The 13,372-nt window shown below is 56.3% G+C and carries 7 protein-coding genes and 1 tRNA gene; 3 read left to right on the top strand and 5 right to left on the bottom strand.

Annotation, left to right across the window (positions count from 1 at the left end):
• Positions 1-19: 19 nt before the first annotated feature.
• On the bottom strand, positions 20-1,300 hold the full coding sequence (locus tag ACT4MF_RS02430; RefSeq protein ID WP_444681626.1) for a PD-(D/E)XK nuclease family protein: 1,281 nt from the start codon (positions 1,298-1,300) through the stop codon (positions 20-22).
• Positions 1,301-1,423: 123 nt separating this feature from the next.
• On the opposite strand from ACT4MF_RS02430, the gene ACT4MF_RS02425 reads away from it, so the two are divergent.
• Genes ACT4MF_RS02425 through ACT4MF_RS02415 form a run of 3 tightly spaced genes read left to right on the top strand, consistent with a single transcriptional unit; the run spans position 1,424 to position 8,762 of the window.
• A complete protein-coding gene (locus ACT4MF_RS02425) occupies positions 1,424-1,615 on the top strand; it encodes a hypothetical protein (protein WP_444681625.1) in 192 nt (63 codons plus the stop codon).
• A 3-nt stretch (positions 1,616-1,618) separates the two neighbouring features.
• Positions 1,619-5,818, top strand: a complete 4,200-nt coding sequence (locus ACT4MF_RS02420; protein WP_444681624.1) for an Eco57I restriction-modification methylase domain-containing protein — start codon at positions 1,619-1,621, stop codon at positions 5,816-5,818.
• Entirely contained in the window at positions 5,811-8,762 is a 2,952-nt protein-coding gene (locus ACT4MF_RS02415) for a helicase-related protein (RefSeq protein ID WP_444681623.1), read from the top strand. Before ACT4MF_RS02420 ends, ACT4MF_RS02415 begins: the two co-directional genes overlap by 8 nt.
• Before the next feature lie 720 nt (positions 8,763-9,482).
• Here the strand turns inward: ACT4MF_RS02415 and ACT4MF_RS02410 are convergent.
• From ACT4MF_RS02410 to ACT4MF_RS02395, 4 genes are all read right to left on the bottom strand, one after another.
• A complete protein-coding gene (locus ACT4MF_RS02410) occupies positions 9,483-11,603 on the bottom strand; it encodes a DUF7845 domain-containing protein (protein WP_444681622.1) in 2,121 nt (706 codons plus the stop codon).
• A 138-nt stretch (positions 11,604-11,741) separates the two neighbouring features.
• A tRNA-Thr gene (locus ACT4MF_RS02405) sits at positions 11,742-11,815 on the bottom strand.
• A gap of 91 nt (positions 11,816-11,906) precedes the next feature.
• Positions 11,907-12,455, bottom strand: a complete 549-nt coding sequence (locus ACT4MF_RS02400) for a GNAT family N-acetyltransferase (RefSeq protein WP_444681621.1) — start codon at positions 12,453-12,455, stop codon at positions 11,907-11,909.
• Positions 12,456-12,556: 101 nt separating this feature from the next.
• Positions 12,557-13,171, bottom strand: coding sequence for a CBS domain-containing protein (locus tag ACT4MF_RS02395; protein ID WP_099254327.1), 615 nt, complete (start codon positions 13,169-13,171; stop codon positions 12,557-12,559).
• Between the last annotated feature and the right edge of the window lie 201 nt (positions 13,172-13,372).

The following is a 13,372-nucleotide window of genomic DNA, read 5'->3' as shown; positions in this document are numbered from 1 at the left end:
ATTAAGAGAGACGAATTATCTACGATGAGAGATGGGTGGAGTAGTCGTTTTCTGAAAGCGTTTCTGAGACTAGGTCGGAGACAGGTGTAAAATCGATAAGTGCCGTGGCAAGTGACGAATAGTACTCTTCTTCATTTCCTGGCTGGAATTTATACATTGCAGATAGCAGCTTCTTTTTGCTGCTAGAAGGATCGATCTCTACATTCAGTTGTGATTCATCATAGTCTGATGACTCAATTACCTCGGGTAGCGCCGCCAGCAGATCATTTCGGAATGCGTGATATTGGGGTCCAGAATCTTTTGTAATCCTACCACCATCTTGTTCCTCAAGCTCGAGAAGGAATTCGAGGCGGCCGGTTTTGAAATGCTCCACCCGTGGTTTATGCTCAAAGTGGATATTGAGACGACTTTTTCCATCCTTCGCTGAAATCCAATCGGGTAGACGCAGCTGTCCATAGCTATGTCCCACTGCGTCGCACTTCCAGTCGCGGTTTGTTGTGCGATTTTCTTGAAGTTCCTTCTGTAGACCATCTCTCCATTCATTTCGGAGAACGTCTTTCACGAACGGCTCAATCGCTCCATTAACCGACTCAATTGCTTCTCTATACTCGAAGTACAAGTCTTTCTTGTGTTGAGTTTCTTTGTCAATTTTAGTCATCATTAGCTCTGATTTGACTGTGTTTCTAAACTCAATCAGCTGCGCAAGTGTGGTGGTCGGAATCTGATTCGACCGACTGGATATAACCGAGTCAAATACTGGTATCAGATCTGTCCAATTGACATCGACGAATATTTTTGATTTACTCTTAGAAGCCTGCTTTGGGCTGACATAGAGGTATTCCGATTGATCATATACGTCTGTAGAGAGTGGTACAATATCGGTATCGCTCGCGTAACGCTCTGTTTGTGAGTGCTCACCACCACCTTCGGTAGAATCAATTTTCAATTCGAGACAGAGAAACCACTTTCCCTTGTCGTAAACAACAATATCTGGTCTGTTACTGTTCTCCGTGGACACCTCTTGTTCAACAGTAACTGTACTGAGTAGGTACGGATCCGTTGGTGGTCCGCTGTCTGATATATACCCTAACATACGAAGGTGTTCAATAAATTTGCTCAGAAAATCTGTTTCAAGTCCGTGAGATTGTGAGGGATCTAAAAAGTACCTAAGATACGCTTGCCAAGCTCCCTCCTCACGTGTGAGGCTAAACACTTCAAATGAAGTCTTGGGCGGGATTTCCTGCTCTGAGATCTGTTCGACCTCAGATTGGAGAGACTCGAGTTGCTGTTCAATCGTCACGTAAGCATACGCACATCCGGTTGCAATAAAATACAGTATTTGACAAATACTCGTAACTAGAATTCTCCGAGTTAGTCTAAGAAAAGTCTATACGGCTGCCCGTATTCGACCGTGTCATACGTGATGACCCGCAAACAAGTCGGGCGAAATGCCGGGAACTCGGGGCGGATCAACGTCTCCGGTTCCGAACTCGAGAAACTCGGTCTCGAGATCGGGGACGCGGTCGACGTCGAAGTCGCCGATGCGACAGCCGTCGCACATGCCCTCATCGACAGCAAGGACTCGGACGAATTTCTCATCGTAACTCCTGTCTGACGAATGCAAAGTTCATTCACCTACCGCACGAATCGTGACCTGTTCTCTAACTACTACCTCGACGAGCATCTCCCCGAGACGGAAGAATGGAACGAGGTCGACGACGATGAACTAGAAGCCGCCTACGACGAGATCGTCGCTCTCTACGATCGGGAGAAGAGCACGGCCCCGAAGCGGAACGAGTCCCAGCTGGAGGAGAAGTTCATCCGGCCGATGTTCCGGAAGTTGGGGATTCCCTTCGAGGTCGAGGAGAGCACAAGCCGGACGCAGCGCCGGCCGGACTACGGTTTCTTCGAGACCGAGGACGCCGCGCGTGACGCCTTCGAGCGCCGCGAAGGGGGAGGCGACTTCTACGAGAACGCGGTCGCTGTCGCCGACGCTAAGCGCTGGGGACGCCCGCTTGACACGCGGGGGAGTGGTGAGCACAAGCGAGATTTCGAGAACCCGAGCTACCAGATCCACGTCTACCTCCAAGAGACACCTGCCCGGTGGGCGGTGCTGACGGACGGGAAGAAGTGGCGGCTCTACTACGGGCCGACGAGCCACCGGCTTGACTCGTACTACGAGGTCGATCTTCCCACGGTCCTCGAAAAGGGCGATATGGAGGACTTCAAGTATTTCTACCTCTTCTTCCGCCACGGCGCGTTTCTCGAAGACGCTGGAGGCGACTGCTTCCTCGACGACGTCTACGACGAGTCCAACGTCTTCGCACAGGACCTCGGAGAGGACCTTCAGGATAACATCTATGAGGCGATCAAGATCCTCTCCGAGGGGTATCTCCAATACCCCGACAACGACCTCGACGAGGATGACCTGGACCTCGTCCACGACTCCTCGCTGATCTACCTCTACCGGCTCATCTTCGTCCTGTACGCGGAAGCTGAGGGGCGGGACCTGCTGGACACGGACAACGAGATCTACGAGCAGTCCTACAGCCTGAACTCCCTCAAGCAGGAGGTAGCCGAGGAGCTCGATAGCGATGATCCGAAATATCGCGACTGGCAGGACGACCTGAGCTCGCGGCTCGACGAGTTATACGAGCTGATCGACCAAGGGAGCAAGTCGCGCGGGATTCCTAAGGAAGACCTACACATCCCGGCGTACAACGGTGGCTTATTCCGGACTGATCCGGATGAGGACGACGACCCTGAAGCCCGATTCCTCGCGAAGCACACGGTGGGCGACGCCTACCTTGCCCGTGTCATCGAACTGCTCACGCGGAGCAAGCAGGGGAGCAGTGGCGGGAAGATCTTCGTGGACTACTCGTCGCTGGACGTCCGCCACCTCGGCAGCATCTACGAGGGCCTGCTTGAGTACCAGCTACACGTCGCTGACGGACCGTTGGCGCTCGAAGACGACGAGTACGTAGAGGCGGAGGAGGATGACGAGGTCGCCGTTGAGGAGGGAGAGGTATACCTCACGACGGGAAGCGGTGAACGCAAGGCGACGGGCTCGTACTACACGCCTGAGTACGTCGTCGAGTACATCGTCGACGAGACGCTCGGACCGCTGGTCGACGACATCCGTGAGGACTTGGTCGGATACGACTCATACAGTGAGGGCGGATTCGCGGAGGAATTCGCGGAGCGGATATTCGAGTTGAAAATTCTCGATCCGGCGATGGGAAGCGGCCACTTCCTGACAAGCGCGGTTGACTATCTCGCTCGCGAGATAATCGATGCACAAGAGCGACAAGCGGCCCAGCAAGGAATCGAAACGGTCGAGGAGGACCACGACATCAACTGGGCGCGGCGGAAGGTGGCCCAGCGGTGTATCTACGGCGTGGACCTGAACCCGCTCGCGACCGAACTCGCGAAGGTGTCGCTGTGGCTGCGGACGCTTGCTGCTGAGCAGCCGCTCGCCTTCCTCGATCACCACCTGAAGACCGGGAATTCTCTTGTCGGCAGCGATATTGAGGACGTGCTCGCCAACGGCGATGACAGCGAGGCCGGTGACGGACAGTTGACCTTGGAGCAGTCATTTGCACACACGCGCCAGCAGGCCCTCGAACACGTAATGGAACGTTTCGAAGACCTCCTGTCCATCGACAATGAGACGCTTGAAGACGCCAAGGAGATGGAAGATGTCTACGACGCGGTTCGAGACGATCCATTATACCGGCACCTGCTTGCGATGGCGAACGTTCACACTGCCAAGCGTTTCGGGCTGGACGTGCCAAGTGATGCCGATCAGCGAATGGCTGGGGCACTGCGGAGCGATTCATGGAGTAGCATTGAGGGGCAGGACTGGTTTGAGAGCGCGCAGGCAATGGCCTCAGAGGAGCGCTTCTTCCACTGGGAGTTAGAGTTCCCGGTGGCGTTCTACAGTGTGGATGGGGAGAGAGTCAAAGGTGGTGGTTTTGACGCTGTAATTGGCAATCCACCGTATGTACGACAAGAAAAACTTGCTCAAATCAAGGAATATGTTAAATCAGAATACAGTGTTTATGATGGTAAAGCAGATATTTATTCATACTTTTTTGAGTTATCCCTATCTAAAACGCGTAATAACGGTCGCATAGGTTATATCTCTTCTAATAGATTTATAACTGCTGAATATGGGTCTCGGCTAAGAGACTATATATCAGAGAATAGCCACATGAAACAAATAGTAGATTTCAACGACCAACCAGTATTCCCCGGTGTGACAACATATCCTGCAATTTTTGTTTTCCAGAACACCTCAAAAAGAGGTAGTATAGAATATTCCGAAATTAATACACTAGAGTTTGAAGATCTACAAGATTATGTTCGAGAAAATACCTCGACACTTCCAGAAAAGAATCTCAGTGGTGCTGAGTGGAAATTACGTTCTGCAGAAATCAATTCGCTTCTTGACAAATTAGAAGATCTTGAGCCACTGGGAGAATACCTGACAGAAGAGATTAATCGAGGTGTTGTTACCGGACTCAATGATGCATTTATTATCTCTGAAGAAAAAAAGCAGGAGCTGATTTCCAAAGATCAAAAATCAAAAGAAATCATTAAGCCAATAATTTCTGGTAGCGAGATACGTCGATATTATAATGAAGAGGTAAATGAGTATCTAATATTTTCTCGTAGAGGGATAGAAATTAATGAATATCCAGAAATTAAAAGATATTTGAACCAATATAAAGATCGGCTAAAACCAGAGCCACCTTCTAATTCGGGATCCTGGGACGGACGCAAGCCTGGTGATTACAAATGGTATGAAATCCAAGACACCGTCGATTATTGGGAAGATTTTGAGTCTAATAAGATCATTTATCCAGAAGTCTCGAAGGATGTCCGATTTACTATAGATGATACTAAAATATATCCAAATAAAACTGCATTCCTAATCTCAGATGATGACTATCACCTGCTATCTATTCTAAATTCAAATGTGTGTAAACTATACCTTCATGAAGTCAGTTCTAGAATGAGAGGTGGATATTATATGAACAGTAAAATCTATGTTCAACAAATCCCCATCCCTGATCAAAATGAGGTTTCTTATCCCCAACACAAAATCCCATTTGATATAGATAGGCTATCCACGCATACTGACGTGACAATAGGTGGAGATAAAATTGTATTTGAATCTCTTACTCCTCTTAGTAAAGAAATGGTGAAGTTGTGTAATCAAAAGGAGAGAACTAACCTCAACCTTCTTGATTATCTCGGAAACTACGTAGATGGCCCAGATCTCCCCGATATTGGTGCCTTCCAGCCAACCGGTTCAAATATTCTTGACGCGACAACTGAAGAGTACGAGAAGCTTCGTGTTGGTGACGTACGCACCGAGCGTGACGGGGGGACAGTCACGATTTCGATGACTGCGCGCTACAAGCCCGAAGACGAGGATGCTCACGAGACCGACACTTACGGCTACACCGAGACCAAGTTCCACGAGACGTTCACCCTGATGAACCTATCCGAGCAGGAGGCCGAGCTCGTGGAAGCATTTGTCCCCATCGCCGTCGACAAGAAGATGGCCGGCTTCCGGGATAACGCCACCAAGACGAACTCGCTCGTCGACCGCCTGAAGGCGATCACGCTGCCCGATCCCGACGACGTGGCCGACGATCTCCGGCGCTACGTCGAGACGAAAGAACGCGCCGACGAACTCGACGCGAAGATCGAAGAAACCGACCGCCTCATCGACGAGATCGTCTACGACCTCTACGACCTGACGGACGAGGAAATCGAGATTGTCGAATCCGCAGTCGCAGATGACTAACTACGCAGTCGGCAACCACGTCACATTTGCCGGCGGACAGGGAGAGATTACCAAGATCGAGGAGCGCCCGAATGGGAGCCATCTGCTCCATGTTTACACCACGGAAGGCCAACTCCGCAAACTACCCAGCGGCTTGCCTCATATCGAGAAGATCGACTCTATTGTCGACCGACTTGCGGCCAAGCGGGTTGATGATCCGGTTCACTACGATCTGCGGGAGCGTGCGACCCGTCTCGACCTTGCATATCGCTACGACCGGTTCCTTTCGTTGACGAACAACCGTATCGAGATCGAGCCCTACCAAGTCCAAGCCGCCTACGAGATCCTCAACTCCTACGACCACCGCTACCTCATCGGTGACGAGGTCGGCCTCGGGAAGACCATCGAGGCCGGGATCGTCATCGAGGAGCTCATCGCTCGAGGTCGCGCAGACCGTGTTCTCATCGTTGCGCCCGCCCCCCTCACGGTCCAGTGGCAGGAGGAAATGCGCGAGAAGTTCGACCAAAACTTTGTCATCTACGACCGTGAGACCGTCCGGTCGAAACGCCAGTCGCATCCGAATCAGAACGTCTGGGCACAGGAGGATTTCATTATCACCTCCGTCGATTTCGCCAAGCAGTCCACCGACGAGACGGGTTCAGACGCTGTCTCGCCTATCGACGCGCTCGACAACCTCGAACCCGAGTGGGACGTCGCCGTATTCGACGAGGCCCACCACCTGACCGCCAGGCGGTCGAGCGACGATTCGATGGAACGCACTCAGCGCTACCGCGTCGGCGAGGCTGTCGCGAACAACTCTGACGCTTTGCTGTTGCTCACCGGGACGCCACACAAGGGCAAGTCCGACCAGTTCTATTTCCTCATCAGCCTGCTCGATCCGTACCGCTTCGGCCACGAGTCACAGATTGAACCCGAGGCGCTCGACGATCTGATGATCCGCCGGCTGAAGGACGACATGTACGAGACGGACGGGACCCGTATGTTCCCCGAGAAGAACATCGAGGCTCTCGGCGTCGAGATGTCCGCCGCCGAGCGCAAGCTGTACGACGACGTCACCGAGTACATCCGCGAGTATTACAACCTCGCTCGCCAGGAGGAGAATCAGGCCGCAGGCTTCACGATGGTCATCTACCAGAAGCGGCTGGTGTCGAGCATCTACGCCATCCGGAAGTCCCTCGAGAACCGCATGCGAGCCATTCAAAACGAGGGGACTGGACAGGAGCTACCCGACGACGTCCAAGAGCTCATTCCACAATACAGCACCGAACCCGAGACCCTGACCGACGCAGAGCGCAATCGGGTTGAGGAGGCCCTAGAGACAGTCACAATCACGCAGAACCCCGACCAAGTACAAGCGGAGCTTGACCGGGTCAAAGAGCTCTGGCAGCAGGCCAAGGCCATCGAGACCGATTCGAAGGCCCAAATTCTCAAGCAGTTCGTCGGCCGGATCCTCCGTGAGGATCCCGACGAGAAGATCCTCATCTTCACCGAGTACACGGACACTCTCGAGTACCTCCGAGACGAGATCTTCCCCGAGCACGATATCGCTCAGGTGTACGGCGACCTCAACCAAGACCGTCGCCGCCGTGAGATGGAGAAGTTCGAGGAAGAGGCTAACATCATGCTCGCGACCGACGCGGCACAGGAGGGGCTCAACCTCCAGTTCGCCCACATCATGGTGAACTACGACCTTCCGTGGAACCCGATCCGCATCGACCAGCGGATGGGTCGTCTCCACCGGTACGGCCAGGAACACACCGTTGAGATTCGCAATCTCTTCTTCAAGGATACTCGCGAGAGCGAGATCCTCTCACTCCTCCTCGAGAAGACCGACCAGATCGAGGCCGACCTTGGGATGCGTTCCGACGTGATGGGTCGGGTCCTCGAAGACGTCGACCTCGACGAGACCATCATGGCCGCCATCGCAAACGATACGCCTACCGGCGAAGTCGTCGCGAACATCGAGGCGACGATAGAGGAGCGTAAGGACGCCTTGGAGACGGTCGAAGAGCAGTTCCTCATCCGTGATCGATTCGACCTTTCCGACGAGGACAAGGAGGTACTCGACGTCATCGAGCGAAGTCAACACGGCGAGGTGAGCGAAGACGACATCGAGATCCTCGTCCGCGAGTTCTTCGACGCCTTTGAGGGGGACATCAAGGGTGTCCGCCCCGGACCCGCTCGCTCCGGTGGCGACGTCTATCAGCTGGATGTTCCCAACGTGCTCTCCGGCGACCAAGTCAAGCAGCGATATCCGATGGCGACGTTCACGAGAGAGGTCGCAATGGAACAGGACGACGTCGACTTCATCGCGCTTGACCATCCGCTCGTCCAGTCACTCATCGACTTCTGTCTCGACTCAGACCGTGTAGAGGGGAAGATTGCCCTCAAGACGACGGAAGACAATTCTGCACCCGGTATTCGTTTTACCTACCGACTGGGATACATCTCTGGAGCTGGGGATGTAGTTACCGAGAAGCTCGTCAGCCTGTACGTTACCACAGATGGAGCGGTCACCACGTCGCCGCCCGAGAACGTCGATACCCTACCGCCCTCGGAAGCGAGTGCTATCGAGGGACTCGACCGGCTGGCGTCGATGGCTGATGATCTGCATCAGCAGGCGGAGATGGAGGCCTGGAACCAAGTCGAATCGTTCGCTCAGGAGGCTCGCGAAGAGCGCGAACGCGAAACGGAGATCAAACGCCAACATGCAGAGCGGCACTTCAAGGAAGAGACCAGCCGTTGGGAGGAGCGACTTGAGGCATACCAAGCGCGTGATAGGCAGGGTGAAGACATGTCGGCGCCCATCGGAAACGCGAAACGACAACTCGAATCGCTCCGCCGCGAACGTGATGAAGAATTCACCCGACTCGAAGAAGAAAGACACGTCACGCCGGAAGAACCAGAACTCGTGATTGCATCTTTTATAATCTCCTCGAGGTAACTAGGGTGATTCAGTATGGTAGAGATTCGGTTGCCTGTGGAATATTGTACCCCTCACGCGATACAGACCCGCTATCAACGTGTAGGAACCGCGCGACTCTGTCGGTAGCGTTCTGCACCATGGTAATCGATTAGTTGGAGTGGATTCCCTACAGATCAACTAATTCAACTTCCGCTCGCCGAGATTCTTCGGGCTCTCAATTGACAGCGGTGACTTCGACGACTATTGCTCCCGAAATTGGTTGGTGTAAGCGTAGGCCTCCGACGGTAATCAGGATTGGATCTCTCTAACCAGTATTTAAAGTCGACTCAGGGCCTACAAAACGCGGCATTTGCCACGATCTTATGCCCTTTGCTTACAGGAATTAGTCCTGCTCACTAAGTTTAGATTTTCTCGGTTATACTTAATAATGCCCATACGTGTCTGTGTTCACAGTAAATTTAGATGTGCCGAGGCGCGCCGAGTCAGGCGCGCCGACCCCCTGCGTTTCTGCTGTAATCTGCCGAGCGAAGCGAGGCAGTGGTTTCTCCCAGTGGCTCCTTAGCCACACACGTAACTGAGAGTTGGGTACCCCACCTCGAAGTTACGACTGTGAGGGAAACGGTGCGGACGCTCAGAGATCACATCATCAGCGAACCGCTCGCGAACACCCGGCGAAAAGCAGCAAAATAACCCTCTAAACGACCAAATCGATAGTGATGCCTCTCAGGAGCCCCCGTGCTATCCGGGCTTTCCTAACGCGTCGGCAAAGCGACGGGGTTCGTATACGCGACCGTCCACGAGAGTGATCTTCGGTGCGAACTCGAACGCGAACTGCCGAAGGTCCTCGCCCGTCACTTTCGACCACTGGCTCGCCCCACTCCGGAGGAGCCGACGCGCCTCAGCGAGGGAATCAGGCTGGAATCCGATGTCAAGCGTGTCTGGATCCGGCCCCTCCGTTCGGCTGATTTCTCCGCCGTACTTGTCGAGCCACCGACTCCACGGGTCGTCGTCACCGCCGTGAGCCTCCGCTCTAGTGAGCCCGTCAAGCGCATTCTCAAGACCGGACTTGATGCTGTCGGACACTGAATCAATGTAGCCCGTCAGTTCTTGGGCGATGTATTTTGATCCGATTTGAACCTCTCCGTAGGTATGATCCACGAGCGGAGAGAGCCGCTTGAGAGCGCGATAGACAGTATCGAGATGAACGCCAATGGAACGTGCCAACTCTTTCGGCGACGTCTCTCCGCCGTCTGTGAGCAGCGTCTCGACTAACTCTGTGTCCGTCTCGTTCATTTGCGTCGCCGTCCCGAAGATCTGATCGTCTTGTTTGGTCTCAATTCGGGGCAACCGATCGGGAAGGATCTTCCGCCACCGACGAGACCCAATTACCTCGAAGTAGTCGTCCTCAACAAACATCTGCCCGTCCGGACGAGTAGGAATGTTCGACCAGTTGAGAACATTCAACAGCGCCTCGTCGAGTTCGGTGACGAGCGTGTCGAGGTCTCTCCAATACAGCGTGCCGTCGTGGATCGAGTGCTGGAAGGAAACACCAATTTTTGGGTTTTCGAGCGCTGTCCCCTTGACGGCGTCGGGGTTTCGCATATGATAGTGTTTGAACTCCTTCGCTAGCTCGTGACTACCGACTAACTCACCGGCACGACGGGAGTCGATGGTCGCGGTATGATAGTAACCAGGACACTCCCGGTCGTCACGGACCGACTTCGTGTACCCCTCTCGATCACCGGCGAGCAACAGGGATATCTCGTGAAGCGTCCCGTCGTACGCGATGACCTCGCCAGTCTCCCCTTTGAGCACTCTGACGTACAGCTCCGCGTCGATGATATTCGACGAACTATGGAGCCGGTCTTCGTCGAAGTCGGCTGGGTAAATGGGGGTGGGACTGTTGAACCGGAATCCCTGACGCGTTGCGAGCGCATCGAGCGACTGCCGGAGCACCGTTGGGTACTGTCTGAAATTCCAGTAAGAGCCCTCAACCTCTACGTTGTACCCTTCCAAACCGGTGTCTGACATCGATTTGTTACCTTCTTTCGTCTCGATGCCCGGCCAGCGAGGGGATATACGAAAGTAGGCACGCTTCCGCGCTTCTGACTTAGCGGCACCCCACGAATCGTAGCCCTTCGGATACACGTATACAAGATACTCCCTTACCTCTTCCAGCTGGAAGTTCTCGGCGTCACGCGGGGCAAGCCCGGAAGATTTGAATGCGAACTCAACGTTCCACTCGGACCCGTCGATTTCGGCTGTCGTCCTGAGTTGCCCGTGCTGCTCGAAGTCATGCTCTCCCTGGAGGGAGCGTAGGCCGAAGTACGATCGGAGCGGGTTAACGAGATCCTCACAGCTCCATTTGAGATAGGCATGGAACTCGTGAGGCTGGGGGTCGATGAACGTACGGGCGAAGTGCTCGTCACCAGGGTCGGTCGCCTCGGTGGCTTCGTCAGTGTTGGTCGGTTCCGACTCACCCTCTTCGAGACGTTCTTCAGCGCGCTTGTACGCCTTACACGTCTTGAGATGGTGCGGCGGGTCGTCGTCTCGGGTATGCGTCTCGCGGCAGTATCGACACTGTGAGACTGCTTCAGCGTCGCACCTGCCCTCATGCCTCACCGCGATACGGTGTTGTTTGAATTTACACCGACAGAATCGACATCTAGCAATGTATCGAGGGTTAACGATTCGTCGCCGTGGCTCCGTGGATGTGGTTGAGTTGGCTGTCGTATCCGCATCCGACCGGAGTGCGTCCGCTTCCGTCTGTTCGACCGTCGTTTCGATAGAGTCCGTCTGATCATCAGTGACCGCTTCGGCCTCGTCGAGCTGCTCGAAGAGGTCGTCCGGGTCGGTCACTACGGCCACCCCCCTTCGTTGCCGCTGGCGCGCGGAGCCACTGTCCGGCTCGCGCGACACCCCATTTTATTGGGGTGGACACTAGTCGTATCAGGTGCGAACTCCCCTTTAGCGGGGGAGATTGAACGAATCGTTTCAAGCCAGGGCAGGGATTTGAACCCCGGAAGTCTCGATTACAAGTCGAGTGCATGAACCGCCCATGCTCCCCTGGCGCAGGCTGGCGTACTCGGTCCTCCTATGAGTGCGTGTCGCTTTCCGCGAAGGTGACGGACCGTCCGGCACCGCCGCGCCGCCGGGCCGCGGTCAGTCGGGTTCGCTGTCGTCGTTCCCCTCCGCGTCACCACCGATCTCGTCGCCGGCCGTCAGCGATTTCGTCAGCTCGACGCGGTGCGGCTCGTACCCCCGTTCCGCGTAGAACTCGCGGGCGCGGTCGTTCGCCGCGAGCGCCTCCAGCGCGACGGTCTCGGCGCCCGCTTCGCGGAGCGCTCGCTCGGCGGCGTCGAGCAGGTCGCCGCCGATCCCCTCGCCTCGGCGTTCGGGGACGACGAACAGGTTGCTCACGACGCCGCGGGTGCGGTCGCGTTCGTAGCCGCCGTGATCGAGCGCGAACCCGACGAACCCGACCGGGTCGCCGCCCGCCTCGCCGTCCTCGCCGCCGCCGCGCGCGACGAGGAGCTCACCGGTGACCGCCGAGCGCGCGACCCACTCGCGGACCGCGGCGCGGTTTCCCTCCGCGAGCAGCGTCGACCCGTGGGTCCGCTGGCTCTCCGCGAGCGCGATCCACAGGTCGGTGACCGGGTCGACGTCGGCGGCGGCGGCTGGCGTGACGCGCACGCTGTCGCTGTCGGCCATTCGTTCGACCTTCGGCACGCTGGGCGTTTGAGCCTACCGGCGGGGCGGCGGGCGGCGCGGAATCGGCGAGAGAACAGACGGTGAAACAGAGCGGTGTCGCGTCACACCTCGCGGCACTCCGGGCAGACCGCCTGTCCGTTCGCGCTCACGAGGTCGGGGACGAGCGCCCCGCAGCTCTCGCAGACGCCCTGCGTCGGCGAGCCGGACGCGTCGGTCGACGCGGCCTCGACGGCGCGGTCGACGCCGCCGTCCGCCCCCGCCATCGCGGCGTCACCGCGCCGGGGCTCTCCGGTCGCTTCCTCGTCGCTGAGGGGATCTCGGACCCCGTCGCCGCTCCGGGGCGCGCCGGCGGCGAGCACGTCGCCCGCGGTGACGACGCCGACCGCCTCGTCGTTTTCGACGACGACGACGCGTTCGGCTCCCTCGGCGACGAGCCGCTCCTCGACGGCGGCGAGCGCGTCGTCGGGCGCCACCGCCGGGAGCGGCGGCCCCATGACCGACCCGACCGTGGGGTCGTCGGCGAGCCCTTCGTCCAAGAGCGATCCGAGGGCCTCCTGCCAGCCCAGCCGACCGACCGGCTCGCCGCCCCGGAGGACGACGAGGCAGTTCGTCCCCTCGTCGACCAGCAGCGCCGCCGCGTCGCGCAACGAATCCGACTCGCTCACCCCGAGGAACTCGCGGTGCATCACGTCTCGAACTGTGGTATTTGTTCGCATGAGCCGTGATTCCGTAGCGAACGGCTAAAAGGTGCCCCCGATATCGTTATACGTATTCCTCGCGTAGAGTGCCGATCGGTCCGGAAAACGCGGGAGGCGCCGAGGAGCGCGGACCGCTCGCCGGGGGCAGGCGGCTCGCGATCGCACAGGCTGACGGCGACGAAAAGGAGGCTTCAAACCCTCCGGCGCCCGAGCGGGTGG

The sequence above is a fragment of the Halorubrum sp. FL23 genome, from assembly GCF_052439115.2.
Lineage (GTDB): Archaea > Halobacteriota > Halobacteria > Halobacteriales > Haloferacaceae > Halorubrum > Halorubrum persicum.
Note: the sequence above shows the minus strand (reverse complement) of the source record. Positions and strands in the feature narration are given on the sequence as shown.

Coding starts and splice junctions, on each gene's coding strand:
- ACT4MF_RS02395 (WP_099254327.1), bottom strand. CDS start 13,171: ATGCGAACAAATACCACAGTTCGAGACGTGATGCACCGCGAGTTCCTC.
- ACT4MF_RS02425 (WP_444681625.1), top strand. CDS start 1,424: ATGACCCGCAAACAAGTCGGGCGAAATGCCGGGAACTCGGGGCGGATC.
- ACT4MF_RS02400 (WP_444681621.1), bottom strand. CDS start 12,455: ATGGCCGACAGCGACAGCGTGCGCGTCACGCCAGCCGCCGCCGCCGAC.
- ACT4MF_RS02420 (WP_444681624.1), top strand. CDS start 1,619: ATGCAAAGTTCATTCACCTACCGCACGAATCGTGACCTGTTCTCTAAC.
- ACT4MF_RS02415 (WP_444681623.1), top strand. CDS start 5,811: ATGACTAACTACGCAGTCGGCAACCACGTCACATTTGCCGGCGGACAG.